The 23445-nt window shown below is 44.3% G+C and carries 19 protein-coding genes, 1 tRNA gene and 1 riboswitch; of the genes, 9 read left to right on the top strand and 11 right to left on the bottom strand.

Annotated elements, in window-relative coordinates:
* Positions 1 to 18: 18 nt before the first annotated feature.
* The 5 genes from ICN38_RS04360 to scpA are packed head-to-tail and all read right to left on the bottom strand — an operon-like array spanning position 19 to position 7355.
* Positions 19 to 492: a VOC family protein gene (locus ICN38_RS04360; RefSeq protein ID WP_216255577.1), complete on the bottom strand. Its 474-nt coding sequence runs from the start codon at positions 490 to 492 to the stop codon at positions 19 to 21.
* Positions 493 to 501: 9 nt separating this feature from the next.
* Positions 502 to 2538, bottom strand: coding sequence for an acetyl-CoA carboxylase biotin carboxylase subunit (gene accC, locus ICN38_RS04365; RefSeq protein ID WP_255562711.1), 2037 nt, complete (start codon positions 2536 to 2538; stop codon positions 502 to 504).
* 14 nt (positions 2539 to 2552) lie between these two features.
* Positions 2553 to 4085 (bottom strand): acyl-CoA carboxylase subunit beta, encoded by a 1533-nt coding sequence (locus tag ICN38_RS04370; RefSeq protein WP_216255579.1) that lies wholly within the window; start codon positions 4083 to 4085, stop codon positions 2553 to 2555.
* 9 nt (positions 4086 to 4094) lie between these two features.
* On the bottom strand, positions 4095 to 5120 hold the full coding sequence (gene meaB, locus ICN38_RS04375) for a methylmalonyl Co-A mutase-associated GTPase MeaB (RefSeq protein WP_216255580.1): 1026 nt from the start codon (positions 5118 to 5120) through the stop codon (positions 4095 to 4097).
* A gap of 15 nt (positions 5121 to 5135) precedes the next feature.
* A complete protein-coding gene (gene scpA / locus ICN38_RS04380; RefSeq protein ID WP_216862710.1) occupies positions 5136 to 7355 on the bottom strand; it encodes a methylmalonyl-CoA mutase in 2220 nt (739 codons plus the stop codon).
* A 61-nt stretch (positions 7356 to 7416) separates the two neighbouring features.
* Here scpA and ICN38_RS04385 point away from each other — a divergent pair, with 61 nt between their 5' ends.
* Positions 7417 to 8055, top strand: a complete 639-nt coding sequence (locus ICN38_RS04385; protein ID WP_216255584.1) for a GntR family transcriptional regulator — start codon at positions 7417 to 7419, stop codon at positions 8053 to 8055.
* Positions 8056 to 8114: 59 nt separating this feature from the next.
* Here ICN38_RS04385 and ICN38_RS04390 read toward each other — a convergent pair whose 3' ends face one another.
* Both ICN38_RS04390 and ICN38_RS04395 read right to left on the bottom strand, forming a co-directional pair.
* The gene (locus ICN38_RS04390) at positions 8115 to 8468 is read right to left on the bottom strand and encodes a cytochrome c (protein WP_216255586.1); all 354 of its coding nucleotides are present in this window, start codon (positions 8466 to 8468) and stop codon (positions 8115 to 8117) included.
* Between the two features lie 13 nt (positions 8469 to 8481).
* Positions 8482 to 8847: a cytochrome c gene (locus tag ICN38_RS04395; RefSeq protein ID WP_216255588.1), complete on the bottom strand. Its 366-nt coding sequence runs from the start codon at positions 8845 to 8847 to the stop codon at positions 8482 to 8484.
* A 177-nt stretch (positions 8848 to 9024) separates the two neighbouring features.
* Here ICN38_RS04395 and ICN38_RS04400 point away from each other — a divergent pair, with 177 nt between their 5' ends.
* From ICN38_RS04400 to ICN38_RS04410, 3 genes are read left to right on the top strand one after another with little or no spacing between them, the layout of a single operon-like run.
* Complete coding sequence (locus ICN38_RS04400) at positions 9025 to 9906, top strand: MoxR family ATPase (protein ID WP_216255590.1); 882 nt, start codon at positions 9025 to 9027, stop codon at positions 9904 to 9906.
* Between the two features lie 23 nt (positions 9907 to 9929).
* Positions 9930 to 11105, top strand: a complete 1176-nt coding sequence (locus ICN38_RS04405) for a VWA domain-containing protein (RefSeq protein WP_216255592.1) — start codon at positions 9930 to 9932, stop codon at positions 11103 to 11105.
* A gap of 48 nt (positions 11106 to 11153) precedes the next feature.
* A complete protein-coding gene (locus tag ICN38_RS04410) occupies positions 11154 to 11609 on the top strand; it encodes a RidA family protein (protein WP_216255594.1) in 456 nt (151 codons plus the stop codon).
* Between the two features lie 21 nt (positions 11610 to 11630).
* Here the strand turns inward: ICN38_RS04410 and ICN38_RS04415 are convergent, their stop codons facing one another.
* Positions 11631 to 12272 (bottom strand): NTP transferase domain-containing protein, encoded by a 642-nt coding sequence (locus tag ICN38_RS04415; protein ID WP_255562712.1) that lies wholly within the window; start codon positions 12270 to 12272, stop codon positions 11631 to 11633.
* An 82-nt stretch (positions 12273 to 12354) separates the two neighbouring features.
* Between ICN38_RS04415 and ICN38_RS04420 the strand changes: the two genes are divergently transcribed.
* Positions 12355 to 13314: an XdhC family protein gene (locus ICN38_RS04420; RefSeq protein ID WP_216255599.1), complete on the top strand. Its 960-nt coding sequence runs from the start codon at positions 12355 to 12357 to the stop codon at positions 13312 to 13314.
* 26 nt (positions 13315 to 13340) lie between these two features.
* On the opposite strand, the gene parC is transcribed toward ICN38_RS04420, so the two are convergent.
* Together parC and ICN38_RS04430 are read right to left on the bottom strand one after the other, a co-directional pair.
* Positions 13341 to 15719, bottom strand: a complete 2379-nt coding sequence (gene parC / locus ICN38_RS04425; RefSeq protein WP_370624370.1) for a DNA topoisomerase IV subunit A — start codon at positions 15717 to 15719, stop codon at positions 13341 to 13343.
* A 71-nt stretch (positions 15720 to 15790) separates the two neighbouring features.
* Entirely contained in the window at positions 15791 to 17779 is a 1989-nt protein-coding gene (locus ICN38_RS04430; protein ID WP_216255600.1) for a DNA topoisomerase IV subunit B, read from the bottom strand.
* A 171-nt stretch (positions 17780 to 17950) separates the two neighbouring features.
* Between ICN38_RS04430 and ICN38_RS04435 the strand changes: the two genes are divergently transcribed.
* The 3 genes from ICN38_RS04435 (at position 17951) to ICN38_RS04445 (ending at position 20689) form a co-directional block, all read left to right on the top strand.
* Positions 17951 to 19183 (top strand): MFS transporter, encoded by a 1233-nt coding sequence (locus ICN38_RS04435; RefSeq protein ID WP_216255602.1) that lies wholly within the window; start codon positions 17951 to 17953, stop codon positions 19181 to 19183.
* A 196-nt stretch (positions 19184 to 19379) separates the two neighbouring features.
* A tRNA-Arg gene (locus ICN38_RS04440) sits at positions 19380 to 19454 on the top strand.
* 212 nt (positions 19455 to 19666) lie between these two features.
* Positions 19667 to 20689 (top strand): tripartite tricarboxylate transporter substrate binding protein, encoded by a 1023-nt coding sequence (locus ICN38_RS04445; protein WP_216255604.1) that lies wholly within the window; start codon positions 19667 to 19669, stop codon positions 20687 to 20689.
* 80 nt (positions 20690 to 20769) lie between these two features.
* Here ICN38_RS04445 and ICN38_RS04450 read toward each other — a convergent pair whose 3' ends face one another.
* Entirely contained in the window at positions 20770 to 22428 is a 1659-nt protein-coding gene (locus tag ICN38_RS04450; protein WP_216255606.1) for a thiamine pyrophosphate-binding protein, read from the bottom strand.
* 22 nt (positions 22429 to 22450) lie between these two features.
* Here ICN38_RS04450 and ICN38_RS04455 point away from each other — a divergent pair, with 22 nt between their 5' ends.
* Entirely contained in the window at positions 22451 to 23284 is an 834-nt protein-coding gene (locus ICN38_RS04455; RefSeq protein ID WP_216255609.1) for an NUDIX hydrolase family protein, read from the top strand.
* Positions 23285 to 23332: 48 nt separating this feature from the next.
* A riboswitch (TPP riboswitch) is annotated at positions 23333 to 23439 on the top strand.
* The last annotated feature ends 6 nt before the right edge of the window (positions 23440 to 23445 follow it).

The following is a 23445-nucleotide window of genomic DNA, read 5'->3' on the forward strand; positions in this document are numbered from 1 at the left end:
ATTAAATGCAATGGCTGATTATGAACTCAATCCAGCAATCACTTCTGGTGGTGCTTGAACCAATTCGATGAGGACTCCTTGACCACTAACAGGGAACTCCTCGTTACCCTTAGGATGAACAAAGGCAATGTCATAACCACCTGCACCATTGCGTATACCGCCAGGGGCAAAACGGAGACCATTAGCAGAAAGCCACTCAACCGCTTTAGATAAATCATCTACCCACAAACCAATGTGATTGAGGGGTGTCTGATGAACAGCAGGTTTCTTTTCAATATCTAAGGGCTGCATAAGATCAAGTTCTATCTCATGCACGCCTGTACCAATGGCGCAGATATCTTCATCAACATTTTCTCGTTCAGAAACAAAAGTGCTCTTAAACTGAAAGCCTAGCATATCGACCCAGAGCTTTTTAAGCTCATTCTTATCTTGACCACCAATCGCAATTTGCTGAATTCCTAGAATTTTGAATGGCTTTTTTGTTGCCGTCATTATTCTTCCTTATTCAAATCGAATAATTAATTGATCCACCGCCAAGCTATCGCCGTCTTTGGCACAAATTTCAGCTACCACACCATCTTGCATTGCAGATAGAGTATTTTCCATTTTCATAGCTTCAATAGTTGCGAGTTTTTGCCCTGCAGAGACCGCTTCACCTACTTTTACGCCTATTTTGGTTAATAAACCAGGCATCGGTGACATTACCATTTTAGAGGTATCTGGCGGCAGTTTGATTGGCATACGGCGTTGCAACTCAGCACCCAAGGGACTCAGTACCATACATTCGTAGTGAGCCCCATCGAGTATCAATACATGTCTTACGCCACGACGCTCAACTTGCGCAGTGATTTTATGAATGCCATTAATAGTCGCGTTCAAGCAGATTTCACCTGGACGCCAATCGCTCACAATGTCGTAACGACTTACCCCATCAGCCTCATCTATGTAAACAGAATAGATGCCATCTTTGGGCTCTACACGAATCGGCACTTCATGCGGATCATTCATAGATCCTGTTTTTTTACCCGTTACGACAACAAACTTCTTCGCGATGACCATTTCATGACCAGCCAACTGGCCATCAATCATCTTGATATATTCAAGATATCGATAGCGCATAAATGCTGCCAAAGCTGCTAATCGCTTAGGGTCAGCTGGCTGTACCGAATCTTTTTGGAAACCCTCTGGATATTCCTCAGCAATAAACCCAGTTGTGAAATCGCCATTAACAAATCGAGGGTGTTGTAATAAGGCCGCTTGAAAAGGGATATTTGAATGAATACCTCGAATCACAAACTCATTTAAGGCCGCACGCATTTTCTCAATTGCCTCAGAGCGATCTTTCCCATGCACAATTAATTTTGCAATCATGGAGTCGTAGTGCATCGGAATTTCGCCACCTTCAAATACGCCGGTATCTACACGTACACCATTAATAGACTCTGGTGGACGATATTTAACCAAGCGACCTGTCGATGGCAAGAAATGACGAAATGGATCATCCGCATTAATCCGACATTCCATTGACCAGCCATCAAGCTTGACATCCTCTTGCTTGAATGCCAACTTTTCGCCAGCAGCGACACGAATCATCTGCTCAACTAAATCTAGTCCAGTAATACTCTCAGTCACGGGATGCTCTACTTGCAAGCGGGTATTCATCTCAAGAAAGTAAAAAGACTTATCTTTACCAACCACAAATTCAACGGTACCAGCCGACTGATAATTCACCGCTTTAGCTAAGGCAACTGCCTGCTCACCCATTGCTTTGCGGGTTGCTGGATCGATAAAGGGTGATGGCGCCTCTTCAATTACCTTCTGATGTCGACGTTGTATTGAGCAATCACGTTCATTGAGATACACCACATTGCCATATGAATCGCCCAAAACCTGAATTTCAATATGGCGCGGGCCCTCTACAAATTTCTCAATAAATATTCGGTCATCACCAAAGCTATTCATAGCCTCAGTTTTGCAGGCAGCAAATCCTTCGGTAGTCTCTTGGTCATTAAAAGCCACCCGCAAACCTTTGCCGCCACCACCAGCAGAAGCTTTAATCATCACAGGATAGCCGATGCCCTGAGCAATCTTTAGGGCTTCTTCGCTTGTCGCAATCGCTTCATTATGACCAGGGATGGTATTTACCTTGGCTGCTATAGCCAATTTCTTTGATGCAATTTTGTCGCCCATTGCTGCAATGGATTGGAATTTTGGTCCAATAAAAACAATGCCCTCTTCTTCGCATCGTTTTGCAAATTGCTCATTTTCTGATAAAAAACCGTACCCAGGATGAACAGCTTCAGCACCAGTATCTTTGCAGGCCTGAATAATACGATCGATTACTAAATAAGATTCGCGTGATGGGGCAGGTCCAATACATACAGCTTCATCAGCCATTTGAACATGACGTGCTTCTTTGTCAGCCTCTGAATAAACAGCCACTGTTTTAATGCCCATCTGCTTAGCAGTCTTCATCACACGGCAAGCAATCTCACCGCGATTGGCAATCAGAATTTTCTTAAACATTTTCGTAGTCATAATTTATCTGCGCCTTACAGAGGAATATTGCCGTGTTTACGCGCAGGATTCTTCAATTCTTTATCTTTTAGCATTGCTAAAGAACGAGCAATACGTTTGCGAGTTTCATGAGGAAGGATCACATCATCAATATAGCCACGGCGACCCGCAACAAATGGATTGGCAAACTTCGCTTTATATTCTGCTTCGCGAGCAGCAATTTTTAAAGGGTCTGATTTTTCTTCGCGGAAGATAATTTCTACAGCACCTTTAGGGCCCATCACAGCAATCTCAGCAGATGGCCAGGCAAAATTAACATCGCCTCGCAAATGTTTAGAGGCCATCACATCATAAGCCCCACCGTAAGCTTTACGAGTAATCAAAGTTACTTTAGGAACAGTACAGTCTGCATAGGCGTAAAGTAATTTCGCACCATGCTTAATAATGCCGCCATATTCTTGAGCAGTACCCGGCATAAAGCCTGGGACATCGACTAAAGTCACTACTGGAATATTAAAAGCATCGCAGAAACGCACAAAACGCGCCGCTTTAATGGAGGCCTTGATATCCAAGCATCCCGCCAAAACTAAAGGCTGATTTGCAACAATGCCAATCGAACGCCCTTCCATCCGAGCAAAGCCAATGACAATATTTTTGGCATAGTCGGGTTGCAATTCAAAAAATTCACCATCATCGGCAATCTTTTCAATCAACTCTTTCATGTCATAAGGTTGATTTGGATTAGATGGGACTAAGGTATCTAATGAGAAGTCTGGTTCTTCAGTACGATTCGCGCCTTTAATCAGCGGGGGTTTTTCGCGATTAGATAAAGGTAAGTAATTGAAAAATCGCCTTAACATCATGATTGCATCAACGTCATTTTCAAATGCGAGATCACACACACCAGAAATGGTTGAGTGAGTTATGGCACCACCTAGCTCTTCTGCAGTCACATCCTCATGCGTTACTGTCTTGACCACTTCGGGGCCAGTTACGAACATATAAGAGCTATCTTTCACCATAAAGATGAAATCAGTCAATGCGGGAGAATAAACTGCGCCTCCAGCTGAAGGGCCCATGATTAAAGAAATTTGCGGAATCACGCCAGAAGCGTTGACATTTCGCTGAAAAATTTCAGCATATCCACCCAAAGAGGCAACACCCTCTTGAATACGCGCACCGCCTGAATCGTTCAGGCCAATCACTGGAGCGCCCACTTTAAGTGCTTGATCCATGATCTTGCAAATCTTTTCAGCATGAGCTTCTGATAAGGAACCCCCCAGAACAGTAAAGTCCTGTGAAAATACAAACACTAGACGTCCATTAATCATTCCATAACCAGTAACAACACCGTCTCCTGGTACGGTTTGGTCTCCCATACCAAAATCATGGCAACGGTGCTCTACAAACATATCCCATTCTTCAAAGGTACCGGCATCAAGCAAGAGCTCGATTCGCTCACGAGCAGTCAACTTCCCTTTTGAGTGCTGTGCCTGTATTCGCTTCTGTCCGCCACCCAATCGGGCAAGCTCACGCTTGGCTTCCAGCTGTTGAATGATTTCCTTCATTTCTACTCCTTAGAAAAATTCATGACCCATAGCCTCGAGCAGACGTCGTGCTGCTACTGAGGAAGCTATGGTTCCTTGATTCACTTGAGCGCTCAAGCTTGGTAAAAGCGCTTGTACTGCTGCATTGTTACGGAATGCACTTTTTAATCCGGCTTCAATTCGATCCCACATCCATGCACCAGCCTGCTGCTTGCGGCGCGCATCAAATTTGCCATTAGCCTTCTGTAGGTTTTGAAAATGCAGCACTTTTTCCCATAGCTCAGGAACACCATTGCCATCAAGGGCACTTAAGGTCATCACTGTAGGGTGCCAAAACTCTTGATCATGCGAAGCGTGGTCAGGGTTGCCCTGAAAACCAAATAATCGTAATGAACTCGTAATAAATAATTGCGCTCGCATTGCTGCATCTGGATCGATATCGACCTTGTTAATCACGATTAAATCCGCGATTTCCATCACGCCTTTTTTGATGGCTTGCAAATCATCGCCAGCATTGGGCAGTTGAAGCAATACAAACATATCGGTCATTCCAGAGACTGCAATTTCACTCTGCCCAACACCAACCGTTTCAACAATCACTACATCAAAACCAGCAGCCTCAGCTACCAACATCGCCTCACGGGTTTTTTCAGCTACCCCACCCAAATTCAGAGATGAAGGGCTAGGCCGGATAAAGGCACTATCTAAAACAGATAAACGTTCCATGCGCGTCTTATCACCCAGAATGGATCCGCCAGACAAGCTAGAGGAGGGATCAATGGCTAGCACTGCAACCCGATGACCTTTCTCAATCAGAGAAAGGCCTAGTGTTTCAATTAAAGTAGATTTACCGACTCCAGGAACACCAGAAATCCCAATTCGCAAGGATTTGCCTGTTTTGGGGAGCAAAGTATTTAGAACATCATCTGCACGTTTACGATGATCCATGCGTGTTGATTCAAGCAAAGTAATAATTTTTGCAAGGGCACGACGCTGCATGAGCGACGGCGGTCCAATGAGATCATTGATCAAAGTCTGATCAGTAGCAGTAAGCATTCTTCCTATTCCGTCTTAGTTAGGTTTTGCGGATTTACGAATTTGCTCCAAGACATCTTTCGCGGAAGCAGGAATAGGTGTTCCAGGACCATAAATACCCTTAACACCTGCTTCATATAGGAATTCATAATCTTGCCTTGGGATGACGCCACCAACGAATACGATGATGTCATCAGAACCCTGCTTCTTCAATTCAGCAATAATCGCTGGAACTAGCGTTTTATGACCAGCCGCTAAGGTTGAGATACCCAGGGCATGCACATCGTTTTCAATTGCTTGGCGAGCACACTCCTCTGGAGTTTGAAATAAAGGGCCAATATCGACGTCAAAACCCAAATCGGCGAACGCAGTAGCAACCACTTTTGCGCCACGATCATGGCCATCTTGTCCCAATTTAGCAATCATCACGCGGGGTCGACGTCCAAAGTCTTTTGCAAAATCCGCAATTTCAACTTTTAGTTTTTCCCAGCCTTCAGCAGAATCATAAGCAGCAGCATACACACCAGTCACCTTTTGAGTATCGGCGCGATGGCGCCCGTAAACTTTTTCTAAAGCATCAGAAACTTCTCCCACGGTAGCACGCAAGCGAATTGCCTTGACTGATAATTCCAGCAAGTTGCCGGTCTTGTCTTCTGCGGCTCGGGTCAATGCCTCCAATGCAGCCTCTACTTTTTTAGTATCACGTTTAGATTTAATTTCTTTAAGACGAACTATCTGACTCTCGCGAACTTTATCGTTATCAATCATCAAGACATCTACTAGATCTTCTGTAGCTAACTTGTATTTATTCACACCGACAATCACGTCTGAACCAGAATCAATCTTGGCCTGTTTTTCAGCGGCAGCCGCTTCAATCCTCAGCTTTGCCCAACCACTCTCGACAGCTTTAGTCATGCCACCCATAGCATCAACCTCCTGGATAATTTCCCAGGCTTTATCAGCCATTTCTTGCGTTAGGTTTTCCATCATGTAGGAGCCAGCCCAAGGATCAATGACGCTCGTGATATGGGTTTCTTCTTGCAAAATGAGCTGAGTGTTACGAGCAATGCGACTTGAGAATTCTGAAGGCAAGGCAATCGCTTCATCGAAAGAATTGGTATGCAAGGATTGAGTGCCGCCAAATACTGCGGCCATCGCCTCAACGGTCGTTCTCACAACGTTGTTATAAGGATCTTGTTCTGTAAGTGACCATCCAGAGGTTTGGCAATGCGTACGCAGCATTAAGGACTTTGGATTTTTAGGTTCAAAGGATTTCATAATGCGCCACCATAAAAGACGAGCAGCACGTAACTTGGCAACCTCTAGGTAAAAATTCATGCCGATTGCAAAGAAGAATGACAATCGACCTGCAAATCCATCTACATCCATTCCTTTTGACAAAGCAGTTTTGACATACTCTTTACCATCCGCCAAGGTGAACGCAAGTTCCAAAACTTGATTGGCACCAGCTTCTTGAATGTGATAACCCGAAATGGATATCGAGTTAAATTTTGGCATGTACTTCGTGGTGTACTCGATGATGTCACCGATAATCCGCATTGAAGGTTCAGGAGGGTATATATAGGTATTACGCACCATGAACTCTTTCAGAATATCGTTCTGAATCGTTCCCGATAGCAGCTCTTGCTTTACGCCCTGCTCTTCACCAGCAACGATATATCCTGCTAATACTGGCAAAACTGCACCGTTCATAGTCATAGAAACAGAGACTTTGTCCAAAGGAATGCCGTCAAACAAAATCTTCATGTCTTCAATGGAGTCAATAGCAACACCGGCTTTACCAACGTCACCTGTAACGCGCGGATGATCGGAGTCATAACCTCGGTGCGTAGCCAAATCAAAAGCAACCGATACCCCTTGACCACCGGCATCTAAGGCCTTTCGATAAAACGCATTGGATTCTTGGGCGGTTGAAAATCCTGCATATTGGCGAATAGTCCACGGACGAACTGAATACATGGTAGCTTGTGGACCACGCACAAACGGTTCAAAGCCCGGCAATGAATTGGTGTACTGAAGACCATCAGTATCAGCCGATGTATAGAGCGCTTTTAGATGAATGCCATCTGGTGTATTCCATCCAAGCTTGTCGATATCTCCATTTGGTGCAGATTTTTGGGCAGATTTTTTCCATCCTTCAAGATTGCTATCAGGTACAGATGGCCATGAATTTTTGTCTGATCTTTTCTTTTCTGAACTCACAAAGCACTCCCATTTGGTATTGCTGCATTGCATCTAAACTAATTCTTATTCTCCTTGACAATTGGGTATTTGTCCAGTTAATGTATTCATAATTATGAATACAAAACTGAATAACAGGCCGCTCTACGAAGATGTAGCAGATAGACTGCGTGAACAAATCTTTATTAAGCAACTGCCATCAGGCAGCTGGTTAGATGAACAAAGTCTTGCAGATCAGTTTGGAATTAGCCGCACTCCTATGCGCGAAGCTATTAAAGTATTGGCTTCTGAAGGCCTGGTCACCATTAAGATGCGTCGGGGAGCCTACGTTACAGAGGTAATTCGTCGTGATTTAGAGCAAATTTTTACCGTGCTATCGCTCTTGGAGGGCCAAGCAGCTAAAGAAGCTGCGACCAAGGCTACTGAAGACGAGTTGAATCTTCTTGATCACTTACACCATCGACTAGAAAAAGCTGCAGCTGATCGTGATTTAGAGCAATTCTTTGAAATTAATGTCAAATTTCACGATTTAATACAAGAAATTGCAGGAAATCGCTGGATGAATAACGTTATTGGAGGCCTCAGGAAGGTACTAAAATTGCACCGTCGCGACTCATTGACGAGTACTGACCGCCTGCAAAACTCATTAGTTGAGCACCGTGAAATTCTGAGAGCCTTATTAAAGCGTGATGAGCTTGCAGCTGAGTCTGCAATGCGCAAACATCTTGCTAGAGGGCTTGAAGCTGTTAGGTAATTTCATTAAAAACAAAGGCTTAGAGTATTAATCTAAGCCTTTTTCTTAAGTGAGTCACCTTACTTCTTGATCACGAAGTTTCCTGGCAAACTAGCAATATAGGCAGAAATATCACGCAAGTCGGATTCAGAGTATGTCTGTACTTGGGATGACATCACTGCATTGTTACGGCCATACTTGGCATTGCTATTACCCACCTGGTAAGCCTTCAAAGCGTAGTACAAGTAATCAGGGTATTGACCAGCTAATTTTGGATAGGACGGCAGAATCGGTGCATTCAAACCAGCACCATGACAAGAAGCGCAATTAGCTTTCTCAACAATGGCTTGACCTTTATCTATGCTTGCAGCAAATGCTACATTCACGGAGCCAATGCTTGCTAGCAACACTGCGGAAACGAATGCAAATTTCATAAACATGCCTCTATCACTTCAATGGGTTGTTAGGTGAGCTGGCAGTCTGCACAGCATAGTATTCTCCAAGATCAGCCATATCCTGGTCTGAAAGGCTGCCTGCTACAGCACGCATCGTTGGATGCTTACGTTCGCCTTTTTTATAGGCAGCCAAGGCACTGGCAATGTAAGCTGCACTTTGACCGCCCAACATAGGCACTCTGTAAACCAGTGGATAGTCAGCACGGTAATCAGGAATTGAATGGCATCCTACACAGAGCCAAACCTTGGCATTAGCAGCTTGAGCAGAACCCTTAAGGTCTTGTGCCTGGGCTGCAAAACCAATAAAAGACAAGCTAGCGCATAGTGCCAACTGAGAAAGAACGGTGATTTTTTTCATAGCAATCATTTATAAATGAGTTTGATTTGGATCAACTGGACAAGAGTATAGCGGAGAGCACGCGACACCCTGGGGTGTTTAAGCATTTCAAGCTCAAAAATCACTGAAAACACTGAAAATTTAACGCCATTTACCTATACTTAAGCGCTTAATCAATGACTTAGCAACAAGCTCCTTATGACCAAAAAAACAACCCAATCATCAAACCAATTCGACAGTCGTTTTGACGGTAGTCAGAGCTACGTAGCAACTGAAGATCTTAAATTGGCAGTCAATGCCGCCATTGCATTACAACGGCCGCTTCTCATAAAGGGTGAACCTGGAACGGGAAAAACAATGCTCGCCGAAGAAGTCGCTAGTGCTTTAAATATGCCACTGATGCAATGGCATATCAAATCGACTACCAAGGCGCAACAAGGTTTATATGAGTACGATGCGGTCAGTCGTTTACGAGACTCGCAGTTGGGTGATGAAAAAGTCAAAGATATTCGCAACTACATTGTTAAAGGGGTTTTGTGGCAGGCCTTTGAAGCAGAAGAACCAACCGTATTGCTCATTGATGAAATCGATAAAGCAGATATTGAATTTCCGAATGATCTCTTACGCGAAATTGATCGCATGGAATTTTATGTCTATGAAACTCGAGAACTCATCAAAGCAAAGCATCGTCCTCTTGTCATCATTACATCTAATAATGAAAAAGAGTTACCTGATGCATTTTTACGTCGCTGCTTTTTTCATTACATTTCTTTCCCGGATGCAAAAACGATGCAAAGCATTGTGGACGTGCATCACCCCAATATAAAAGAAGAGCTCCTAGATGCTGCTCTGAAGTCCTTCTATCAAATCCGCTCCTTGCCCGGTTTAAAAAAGAAACCTTCTACCTCCGAGTTGATTGACTGGCTAAAGTTATTATTAGCAGAAGATATCCCCGCTAGCGCTCTTTTTAGTAATGATGAAAAAGTCGCGATCCCGCCCTTACATGGAGCGCTTCTTAAAAATGAGCAAGATATTCAATTGTTTGAACGCTTAGTCATGATGAATCGTAATCATCGTTAAGCTGCCCTGCACTATCTGATTCGATGTTGATTCAATTCTTTCTCAAACTCAAAGAGGCGAAAATCCCCGTCTCGGTAAGGGAGTTTTTAACGCTTTTAGAGGGACTGAAGGCACAAATCATTCAACCCTCAATCGATGAGTTTTATCAACTATCGAGAATGACCTTGGTAAAAGATGAGCAGTATTTTGATCGCTTCGATCAAGTCTTTGGCAGTTACTTCCAGGGAATTGAACAAATCATTGCCCTGTCCCCAGATATCCCTTTGCAATGGCTTGAAAAGAAATTGCAGCGCGTTTTAACAGAAGAAGAAAAGGCGGCACTTCAAAAACTGGGGGGCCCAGAAGCCCTTAAAAAACGTCTTGAAGAGTTACTCAAAGAACAAAAAGATTGGCACGGCGGTGGTAATAAATGGATAGGCGCTGGTGGGTCTTCCCCATTTGGTCACAGCGGCTACCATCCAGAAGGAATTCGTATAGGTGGAGAAAGTGTCGGCAATCGAACCGCCATTAAAGTCTGGGAAGCCAGAGAGTTTAAGGACTATGACAGTAATTTAGCCTTGGGAAGTCGCAATATCAAGGTTGCCCTGCGTCGCTTGCGACGTTTTGCACGCGAAGGATCCAATCTTGAGCTAGATCTTGATAAAACGATTCACTCTACGGCTGCCAACGCAGGAATGTTGGATATTCAAATGCGCCCAGAGCGACACAATCAAGTCAAGGTCTTGTTGCTGATGGATGTGGGTGGATCGATGGATGATCATATTGCACGGATCGCAGAGCTATTTACGGCCGCCAAAGCTGAGTTCAAACATCTTGAGCATTACTACTTTCACAATTGTATTTATGACCACTTATGGCAAAGTAATCGAAGACGTAGAGATCAAGTAACAGCAACTCAGGACATCATCAATAAATATGGACCTGACTACAAACTCATTTTTGTTGGAGATGCCACGATGTCTCCTTATGAAATTCTCAGTGCTAATGGCTCAGTGGAATACAACAATAAAGAAGCTGGTGCTGTTTGGCTTAATCGCCTACTAGATCACTTCCCACACTTCGCCTGGTTAAATCCAGAGCCCGAGTCAGTATGGCAATATCGCCAGTCCATCGACATTATGAAAAATTTGATGAAAGATCGAATGTATCCCGTGACGATTCATGGTTTAGAAAGCGCAATGCGTCAACTTTCCAAGTAAGATACTTTTACTGAACTAATTTTCAATTTCACCTTTTGAAGGTCAATCATGAGCACTATTCTTGAACGTCTAAAAACTCTGGGCATCGATTTGCCACCACCAGGACCCCCTGCAGCAGCCTATGTGATGGCTGCAACTACGGGAAATACTGTTTTTTTATCAGGCCATATTGCTAAACGTGATGGTAAACCATGGGTCGGAAAACTCGGCAAAGATCTGGATACAGAAGCTGGTAAAGCAGCGGCCAGATCGATTGCTATTGATCTCATTGCAACATTACAAAATCATCTGGGTTCTTTGGATAAAGTAAAGCGCATTGTTAAGGTAATGGGCTTAGTCAATTCAACTGCTGAATATACAGATCAACACCTAGTGATTAATGGCTGCTCTGAATTACTCTTTGAAGTCTTTGGTGAATCAGGCAAACATGCGCGTAGCGCATTTGGTGTTGCTCAAATTCCCTTAGGCGCCTGTGTTGAAATTGAATTAATTGCTGAAATTTAACTTAGCAATTAATTCAGACAGCTATTTATTTAAACCTAATCTTTGGATGTCTTGTTCAGTATCGACGTCCACAAGATAGGCGGTATTGTCGGTGATCAATTGCTTAACTTGCTCAGGGTGGGCATCCATATATTGTCTACAAACCATATCAGGGACGCGCAATATAGCCTCAATGGACTTTTTGGAAAATAGTACTGGATTGCCACGTTGTCCATTGATCATTGGTAGAACAATTTCTTGACCCACTTCTTTGTCCTGAAATGCTTCTAAAAGCGCTTGAATTTCTGTATTCCCGATCTCTGGCTGATCAGATAAAGCAACTAGCAATACATCATATTCCCAAGTGAGCGACTCTAATCCCAGGCGTATGGATGAGGCTTGACCTTTTTCTGGATGAGGATTACGTACTGCTCTAATGGATATATTTAATTCGCTTTGAAGAACCTCCAAATGGTCTTCGATAGCTTGAGCATGAAAGCCAGTCACTATTAGAAACTCAACAGGATTCAGTGCTTGGACAGTAAGGCTAAATTGTTTTAATAGGCTTTGATCAAACTTTTTCAATAAAGCCTTGGGGAATGAACCTAGACGGCTACCCTGACCTGCTGCAAGCAATAAAACCGCTAAGCGAAGACTGGGCGAGTCAAAAGTTGGGCGGGACATAGTCATTAGAGTGATAATAAATAGGAATTATGAATAAAGCATCCAGCAAGAATAAAAACAAGATAAAGAAATCAGAGATAGTATGAACAGTACCGATTTGAGCGTCCTCAAAACAGCTGTAACTTGGCTTAAAGAAGGCCATCCCGTTGCCATTGCTACAGTCGTTCAAACTTGGGGATCAGCTCCGCGCCCTGTGGGTTCATGGTTAGCAATTAGAGGCGATGGTCAAGTGGCTGGTTCAGTATCGGGTGGATGTGTTGAGGATGACTTAATTCGACGAGTTCAATCAGAAATTTTGACACGTGACACCCCTGAAATGGTCGTTTACGGTGTCAGTCAACAAGAAGCAGCTCGCTTTGGCTTACCTTGTGGTGGAACGCTTCGTCTCTTGGTTGAACCCAAACCTGAGTTAGCTATCTTAGAGCAGCTCTTAGAGCAAATTTCATCTCATCAAATTACCAGGCGCACTGTTGACCTACAATCTGGCCTCTCCACCCTATCAGCCGGGTCTTGTCATGATGAATTTAGCTGTACCGATCAAGAAATGCTCACCAGTTATGGACCACGTTGGCGCATGGTCATTATTGGTGCTGGTCAACTATCTCTTTATACCGCTGATTTTGCATTAGCATCTGACTTTGAAGTCATTGTGATAGATCCTCGTGAGGAATATGCTGAAGGTATAAATCGCAATGATCTTAGCTTCTTCACAGGCATGCCTGATGATGTGCTTTTAGAGATAGGTGTTGATCCACATACTGCTGTCGTTGCACTTACGCATGATCCAAAATTAGATGACATGGCATTAATGGAGGCACTGAAGTCACCCGCTTTTTATGTCGGTGCGTTGGGTAGCCGTAAAAATACCCAAAAGAGAAAAGAGCGTCTTTTAGATTTTGATCTTAACCAAGAACAAGTCGATCAATTACATGGTCCTGTAGGACTTTATATTGGCGCCCTAACGCCCCCAGAAATTGCTATATCTATTTTGGCTGAAGTCATTGCCGTTAAATATGGCATTAGTATCCCCAAAAAGAAATAGCAGGATGAAGCGAATTAATTAAACACTTAGTTCGCTTGCAACTTGCCGTCCTTTAATCGAGGCTCAACGAAATGACCTTTGCGCGCACGATTACCCGCAAATGATTTGAGCGTCTTAGCATCCAAACTGAGCTCAGTAGGCTTTCCTGCACGGCCTGCCCCTGAATACGTGGCGCCATTAGGGCCAACAGCAATTGCCGATGCTAGCTCCTCTTTACCATCTAAGCCCATCAAGATAACGCCTTTACCACCAGTAGGTAGACGCTTTAATTCATCTAAGGGAAATACCAATAATTTCGAGGCTGCCGATAAGCAGGCTACCTGTTTCATGCCTATTTGCACTTTAGCTGCACCCAAAGGAGCATCGCCAGGCATTTTATTGTCAATGCTAATGAATGATTTACCAGCTTTATTGCGAGTACTCATATCCGATACATTGGCAAGGAATCCATAACCTGCTTTAGTAGAAAGCAGTACTAGGTCATCTGCTTGTCCAGCGTAATAGGCAACCATTTGCGAGCCTGTAGCCAAATTTACAAAACTGGTTAATGGCGAACCATCTCCACGTGCACCGGGTAATTCACTGACTGCCACTGTATAGACTCGGCCATCACTGCCAAAACCTTGGATCACATCCACGGTTCGCACCTCAAATGTGGCATATAGTGCGTCACCCGCCTTGAAGGTAAATTGGCTTGCATCATGCTCATGACCCTGACGCACACGAATCCAACCCTTTTGAGAAACAATGACTGTGACAGGCTCATCAATGACTTTCGTTTCTGCTACTGCACGCTTATCTTCTTGAATAAGGGTACGACGGTTATCACCAAAATCTTTAATATCCGATTCAATTTCCTTGATGATGCGCTTACGCAATACCGTATCACTTTGTAGCAAGCCTTCTAATTCATCACACTCTGACTTGAGATCTTTGAGTTCTTGCTCAATTTTAATTCCCTCAAGACGAGCCAATTGGCGCAAACGGATATCTAAAATATCTTCAGCTTGACGGTCTGTTAACTTGAATTCTTTAATTAAATCTTGCTTAGGCTCATCGCTATTGCGAATAATCTTGATCACCTTATCGATATTCAGAAGAACGGTTAAACGTCCTTCTAGAATATGCATTCGGTCTTTTACCTTACCAAGGCGATATTGTGTACGACGTGTAACAGTTGCAACTCTAAATGCAATCCACTCGGAGAGAATGTCCTTTAAGTTCTTTTGGCGAGGACGGCCATCATTGCCAATCATCACCAAATTCATTGGTGCATTAGATTCAAGCGAAGTATGGGCTAACAGTAGATTGACAAATTCATTGACGTCTATATTTTTACTCTTAGGCTCAAACACCAAACGCACTGCTGCATCTTTGCTCGATTCATCTCGAACACAATCGAGCACATTCAAAATGGTCGACTTAAGATTGTTTTGCTCAGGAGTGAGCGTCTTCTTACCAACCCTTACCTTGGGATTGGTAATTTCTTCGATCTCTTGCAGTACGCGCTGAGATGAGGTTGATGGTGGCAACTCATTAACGATAATTTGCCATTGACCACGAGCCAATTCCTCCACGGACCAACGAGCACGAACTTTGATGCTACCGCGGCCCGTTTCATAGATCTGCGCAATTTCTGCAGTAGAAGAAATGATTTGAGCACCGCCGGGATAATCTGGCCCAGGCATAATTTCAAGAAGTTGGGCTGTAGATAGCTTTGGTGACTTCATTAAAGCGATTGCTGCTTCAGCTACCTCACGCAAATTGTGAGAAGGAATTTCGGTTGCCATACCCACAGCAATTCCTGAAGCGCCATTCAGAAGAACAAATGGTAGGCGGGCGGGCAATAACTTAGGCTCCTGAAATGAGCCATCGTAGTTCGGGGCAAAATCGACTGTACCTTCATCAATTTCACTCATTAGCAAACTGGCAATCTTGGTTAAGCGTGCCTCGGTGTAACGCATAGCAGCAGCACCATCACCATCTCGCGAACCAAAATTACCTTGACCATCAATCAGGGGATAGCGTAATGAAAAACTCTGCGCCAGACGAACTAAAGCGTCATAAGCAGATTGATCTCCATGGGGATGGAATTTACCCAATACATCACCTACTACGCGCGCACTCTTAACGGGCTTTGCATCTGCGCGCAATCCCATTTCACTCATAGAGAATAAGATACGGCGTTGCACTGGCTTTTGACCGTCTGCTACATCAGGCAAGGCGCGTCCTTTAACAACGCTAATGGCGTAATCAAGGTAAGCGCGCTCTGCATAAACAGCCAGAGTCAAACTATCTTTACCATCCTCATTCAACTCAACCGTATTGGGATCATGCGGATCCTTCGGGCCGTTTCCGGAGGGCTTTGTACCTGTAGGCGCTTCTTTAACTTCCACGATATCGATCTCCACGGGATTTGAAAACAAATCCGCTTGCTCATTGCCGCCAATTTTATTGGGAGTCTTTTTGATTGCCATTAGATATCTGCCTCAACTTCGTTACCGCGCTCTTCTAGCCAATCTCGGCGAGCACCTGATTCTGATTTACCCATCAGCATATCCATTGTTTTAAATGTTTCATCTTCAGTCCAGGTTCCCAAAGTGACAGGCAATAAACGACGGGTATCTGGATTTAAGGTGGTATCCCACAGTTGTTCTGCACTCATCTCACCTAAACCCTTAAAGCGAGAGATTTGCCATGCAGACTCTTTGACACCATCTTTACGCAACTTATCTTCTATGGCTTGCAATTCACTTGCATCAAGTGCATAAATTTTTTGTGCTGGCTTCTTACCACGCGCAGGCGCATCGACTCTAAAGAGGGGTGGACGTGAAATATGTACATGACCGAGCTCAATGAGCTTCGGAAAATGTTTATAAAACAGTGTTAATAGTAGTACCTGAATATGCGATCCATCTACGTCCGCATCAGATAAGATGCACACTTTTCCATAGCGTAAATTGGATAAATCGGGAGTATCGTTCAGACCATGCGGATCAACTCCAATAGCTACCGCGATGTCATGCACCTCATTATTAGCGAACAGGCGATCACGCTCAGCTTCCCAAGTATTTAACACCTTGCCACGCAAAGGTAGAATCGCTTGGTACTCTTTATTGCGACCCATCTTGGCTGAACCACCAGCTGAGTCACCCTCAACTAAAAATATTTCATTTAATGCCGTATCTTGGCTTTCGCAGTCGGTTAACTTGCCAGGAAGCACTGCAACGCCAGAAGATTTTTTCTTTTCAACTTTTTGACCTGCACGGGTACGAGCTTGTGCTTGCTTTATCACTAAATCAGCAAGCTTTCGACCGTAATCTACATGCTGATTTAACCAAAGTTCAAGTGCTGATTTAACGTAGCCAGAAACCAAACGTACCGCATCACGTGAATTTAAGCGCTCTTTAATCTGCCCCTGAAACTGCGGATCTAAAACTTTTGCTGACAATATAAATGAAGCCCGGGCAAATACATCTTCAGGCATTAGCTTCACACCTTTAGGTTGTAAGGCATGCATCTCAATAAAGCCTTTAACCGCATTAAACAAACCTTCTCTCAAGCCGCTCTCATGCGTACCGCCTGCAGGAGTGGGAATGAGATTGACATAACTCTCGCGCACCGGGGGGCCGTCTTCAGTCCAAGATACGACCCAAGCAGCGCCTTCACCTTCTGCAAAGGAATCTTCTTCACCAGTACCACTTGCATATTGCTCGCCCTCAAATGGCGGAATGACTTCAGGGCCATGTCCGGCCTGAGCAATGGCTTCATTTAAATAACCCAACAAGCCCTGAGCGTATTGCCAAGTTTGGGTATCCCCTGATTTTTCTTGAATGAGCGTCACTTTGACACCAGGCAGTAACACTGCCTTAGAACGGAGCAAGCGAATGAGCTCAGGCATTGGAATTACTGAACTATCAAAATACATAGAGTCCGGCCAAGCTCTCACCTGGGTGCCATGTGACTTATCTTCTTTTGATGAAGGTTTTGTTTTCAGTTTCTCAATCACTTTGCCATCGGCAAAGGTTAGAGTAGATAGCTGTCCATCGCGCCATACGGTCACTTCTAAGCGTTTGGATAAGGCATTAGTAACTGACACACCAACCCCATGCAAACCACCAGAAAACGCATAGGCCCCGCCTGAACCTTTTTCAAACTTACCGCCGGCGTGAAGTTGGGTAAAAACGATTTCTACAACAGGCTTTTTTTCCGTGGGATGCATCCCCACTGGAATACCTCGTCCATCGTCCTCAACGCTCACACTGCCATCTGTGTGCATAGTCACAATAATTTGCTTACCAAAACCACCCAAAGCCTCATCAGATGCGTTATCAAGCACCTCTTGAATGATGTGCAAGGGGTTATCGGTGCGGGTGTACATTCCAGGCCGCTGGCGGACTGGTTCTAGTCCCTTAAGGACCTGAATCGATGATTCACTATATTCGGAAGTTTTACGGGTAGCCATGCGCGCAAATTGTAGTCATGTCTGTAGCTTAACCTGAACTTTTCAGGAAAGCCCCCAACTTCCATGCCAAAATTAGGGCATGGAAGCCTTAAGTCATATATGTGTTTTAGGTCTTAGCCGTGCGCAGGCTAGCCTTTGGCGTAGACCTCTTTAAAGCTAATAAACCCATACATGAGCAATTCCACCATCAAACCAGCCCTCTCGATGAGACAAGTCCTCATCTTTGGAGGCCTCATGGTGACGCTCTCCATGGGTATTCGCCATGGATTTGGCTTATTTAACCTCCCCATTACTTTAGATAATGGATGGGGTCGAGAAACCTTTGCTTTCACCATTGCTTTGCAAAATCTCATTTGGGGTGCGGTCCAGCCAGTAACAGGAGCTCTAGCCGATCGCTTTGGCGCATTCAAAATTATGCTTGCTGGTGGGCTTCTATATGCCCTTGGATTGGCAGGGATGGCCTTATCAAACGATGTACTCAATTTCACGCTAGCAGGCGGCTTACTCATTGGACTTGCCCAAACCGCTACCACCTACAGCATGGTGTATGGAATTCTGGGGCGCAATGTTCCCGCAGATAAACGAGTTTGGGCGATGGGAATTGCAGCTGCTGCAGGCTCATTTGGTCAATTCTTGATGATTCCAGTCGAACAAGGTTTATTAAGCGCCTTTGGTGCACAAGATGCACTGCTACTTTTGGGATTAATGGCTAGCCTCATGATCCCCACGGCATTTATGTTGCGTGAAAGGAATTTTGCTCATCACCATCAGTTGGGCGATCAGACAATCATGGAAGCATTAAAAGAAGCAATGCGAAACCCCAGCTTTCGCTTATTGACCTTGGGATATTTTGTTTGTGGCTTTCAGGTAGTGTTCATTGCCGTTCATCTAGCCCCCTACCTTAAAGACCAATCAAGCCTATTCCCAGCTGTAGGTGCACCCGTAGTAGCAACAACAGCTTTAGCATTAATTGGTCTGTTTAATATATTTGGAACCTATTGCGCGGGAATATTTGGGCAACGCTTTCCCAAGCGTTATTTGCTCTCTGGAATCTACATAGGACGCTCTATTGCTATAGCCGGCTTTTTGTTAATACCACTCTCGCCATGGAGTACTTATCTATTTGCTTCAATCATGGGATTTTTGTGGTTATCGACAATCCCTCTCACCAACGGTATCGTGGCACAGATTTTTGGCGTGAAATATTTAACGATGTTATCGGGCCTTGTGTTCTTCTCACATCAACTCGGTAGTTTCTGTGGTGCATTTTTTGGTGGATATCTCTTTGACCGCACCGGCTCTTATCTTATTGTTTGGGAAATTGCTATTGTCCTGGGAGTTTTTGCTTTCTTAGTAAATTTACCAGTCAAAGAACGGGCGTTGGTTAGAACCGTCAATGCCTAAGTACAATTCCCCTCAGAGGAGAAAAAGGTATCTCTCCCCTTGGTTTTTATACCCCTGTATTGGAGTAGTTTTATTTTTAGTTTTTTCCTCCTACTTTGCACCTGACATGATGATCGCCATTACGAATCAAGTTTGGGCACTTTGTGGGTGGTAATAAGCTTAGCATTTGCTAGCATACTTTTAACTTTTTATCATTCTCGCCGTAGCACAATGGATAGTGCACATGCCTCCTAAGCGTGGGATACAGGTTCGATTCCTGTCGGCGGGACCAGAAAATAATAAAACTTATCCACAGGCCTTGTGGATAAATCGATAAAAGTTTTCGTAAGTCGTAGATTTATATAGAGCAAGCTAGCATGCTCAATTGTTAAGCATTTATGACAACCCCATAGGAAATGGTTTAAATTGTGCATAACAACAAACCCTAAATATCACCTCATGTAAAAATGTGATAGGGATCTATAAAAAATGGAGATGTGATATATGGCAAGTAACTTAAAAAAGATTGTGCATCTAGGCGCTGCATTAGCGAGTATCTCAGCGTTAATAACATTCTCTTTTCCTTCCTACGCACAAAGTAATTATCCAAATAAGCCGATTCGCTTTGTGGTGCCATTTCCAGCAGGCGGGGCAACTGACAACGTAGCAAGACCTTTACAAAATGAATTACTTACCACTAACAAATGGAATGTGATTATTGATAACAAGCCAGGTGCCGGAGGAAATATCGGCGCAGAAATTGTCGCCAAGTCTGCTCCTGATGGTTACACCTGGTTAATGGCTTCTGTTGGTACGCACGGAATCAATCAACCACTCTATACCCAAGGTGGCGGCAAAATGCCTTTTGATCCAATCAAAGACTTTACGCCGATTACCTTAGTAGCTGAATTACCAAACGTATTGGTTCTTAATCCTGAATTTGCCAGCAAAAACAATATCAACTCTGTCAATGACTTAATTGCCTATGCCAAGAAGAATCCCGGTAAAGTGAATATGGCCTCAAGTGGTAATGGAACCTCTATTCATATGGCTGGCGAGCTTTTCAAGTCGATGACAAAAACCTATATGGTGCACCTACCCTACAAAGGTAGCCCACCCGCTGTAACCGATTTAATGGCTGGCAACGTGGATATCATGTTTGATAATCTACCTTCTTCCATTAATTACATTCGCGCTGGACGTTTAAAGGCGCTAGCTGTAACCAGTGCAAAGCGTTCACCTGCTTTTCCGGATTTACCAACCATTGCCGAAGCTGCAAATTTACCGGGCTATGAAGCAACCTCATGGTTTGGTATTGTTGGCCCAGCAAATATGCCTGCTGATATTTTGGCTAAAGACAGCACCGAATTAATGGCTGCTATCAATAGCGCATCAGTCAAAGAAAAATATCTTGCAATGGGAGCGCAGCCCGTTGGTAACACTCCTACACAATTTGCAAGTTTTATTAAAGCTGAAATAGCAAAATGGACTAAGGTAGTTAAAGACTCCGGCGCAAAGGTTGACTAACAAAGAACACAATACTATGTAGTGATATGCAAAAAGAGGAGCGCTGCTCCTCTTTTTTTATCCCTCAACGTTATCTATTACTACTTAGCTAATTTTGATAAAAGCTTTGTGGGCGTAATAACCTCTGGATCTAAAACCAATTCAATCAAAGCGCCCTTATTGCTAGCTAAAGCCTTTTCAAAGACCGAAGCAAACTCCTCTGTCTTGCTAACGCGATAACCTGGAATACCAAAGCTCTCTGCAAACTTTACGAAATCTGGATTAGTTAGGCCAGTTCCCATTACGCGTTTAGTAAATTCGCGTTCTTGATGCATTCGTATGGTCCCCAACATGCTGTTATTTACCACCAAAATAATGGGATAAGCTTCATATCTGGCCGCCGTTGCCAACTCCTGGCAATTCATCATGAAATCGCCATCTCCACAAACAGCGATCACCGCTCTATTTGGCTCAGCAATTTTGGCGGCGATAGCTGCTGGAAGACCATACCCCATAGAGCCATTCGTTGGTGCTAGTTGACTTCTAAATCCACCGTAGGGATAAAAGCGATGCACCCAAGTAGCAAAATTTCCTGCGCCATTGGTAATAATGGCATCACGAGGAATAACTTGCGCTAATGAGGCCATGATCTGTGCCAACTGCATACTTCCAGGGACGCTTACTGGTTCAGACCACGCTAAATATTCTTGATGGGCAGATTGCATCTGCTTACGATCATAGGCAGATCCCATTTGGATATCAGCCAGGGCATCACAGAAATTTTCTGGACTGCAGTTAATAGCATACTCAGGTCGATATACACGACCCAATTCATCAGGACTTGATAAAACATGAATGAGGATATTCTGAGACTGTGGTGGCATGAGAACCGTGTATCCAGCAGTAGTCATTTCGCCTAAACGTTCACCAATGACTAATAAGACATCAGCTTCTTGTATGCGCTTAACTAGGGCTGGATTAGCCGCAATCCCAAGATCGCCCGCGTAACAGTTGTCCCGATTATCAATGAGATCTTGTGAGCGAAAGCTGGTGGCCACTGGCACGCCTTCTCGATTGGCCCATGCCTTGAGACTATCGCAGGCCGCAGAATTCCAATTACCGCCACCAGCCAAAATGATGGGATTTTTTGCATTGGCAAATGCAGTCATGGCGCTTGCAAAGATCTGACGATCTAAACCAGGTTGAACAATATGGGCTGCTGCTGTTGGCTTTTCTTCATCTTGAAGATATAGGACATCCTCAGGCAAAGCCAAAACCACGGGTCCTTTACGGCCCGATTGGGCTATGTGGAAAGCATGCGATACAAATTCATCAATCCGGTCTACCCGATCAATACTGCCAACCCACTTTGCACATTCAGAATACATGCGACGGTAATCGATCTCCTGAAAAGCTTCGCGCTCCACCATGTCGGTACCTACTTGACCAATTAATAAGACCATTGGAGTCGAATCTTGATAGGCTGTATGAATGCCGATCATTGCATTAGAGGCACCGGGCCCTCGCGTCACCATAACAACTCCAGGCTTACCGGTTAACTTGGCGTAAGCCTCCGCCATATAGGCAGCGCCGCCCTCTTGGCGGCAGGTAATAAATTGAAAATTGCCTTGGTCTACTAAGCCATCTAGCAGCGGCAAAAAACTCTCGCCAGGGACGCCAAAGGCAATATCCACACCCTGTCTGACAAGTGCGTTTGCCAATATTTGGCCGCCATGCATGATTTTTTTGGTTGACCCCATTGTTTTCTCTTACACTTTCCTTATGAATACGCTTACAACCAGCACATTAGCCGCGCTAGAGGAGATGTTGCAAAACACCGCACGCCCCGCGCCTCCAGATTTTTTGCCGATACAACTGATAGCTAATAATGCAGTCAGTCAAACTATTGGACATCTTAATCCCGAATTTATTTCTTATCTCCAAGAAACCTTAGAGAATCATCCAATCGATCTTGTATCCATTGGAGCAGATCAGGTCAACATTACCCTTCGAAGACCTAAAGAATTGTCTGAAAGCCTCTACCAACTAGCGCAGAGAATGCGTTTGGGAGGCTTTATTCCCGGATGGCGTAATGAAGACTTTGCATGGCTCGATCAACACGGTCATCAATCCTTTCGTTTAGAGCGTGCAGCTTTTCGTACTTTTGGCTTTCGCAGCATGGCGACTCACATTAATGGCTTTACCAAAGCAAATAATTTATGGCTTGGCAGGCGCAGTGAAACTAAAGCTACGGATCCAGGGAAGCTAGACAATATTGCCGCTGGTGGCATTACTGCAGATGAAACGCCTTGGGTCAGTGCAAAACGTGAATTATGGGAAGAAGCTGGGGTGCCTGCAAAGCTTGCAGATGAAATTGAACCGGTGGGAAGAATTCATATGCGCCGACCCATACCTGGGCGAGGGTTTCATGATGAACTGCTCTTTATCTATGATTTAGAGCTAGCTGATAACTTTGTTCCCACAAATCACGATGGTGAAGTCAGTGGTTTTATTGAAATTTCCTTAGCTGAGGCGGCAGCCCGAATTTTAGCTGACGAATTTACCAGCGATGCTGCCCTTGTCACTGCTGACTTTATATTGCGCCGCACCAAATAGGATTAATTGCCATTACATAAATCAGTAATTCATGGTTAAATAGTCATCAGGATGAAACAGGGGTGCCCTCTTGGAATTAGAGCTAAGAGGCGCTGAGAAAGACCCTAGAACCCGATCCAGGTAATGCTGGCGTGGGGAGTTACATCAGACCGACACACCCG

Source organism: Polynucleobacter sp. AP-Melu-500A-A1 (genome assembly GCF_018882125.1).
Taxonomy (GTDB): Bacteria; Pseudomonadota; Gammaproteobacteria; order Burkholderiales; family Burkholderiaceae; genus Polynucleobacter.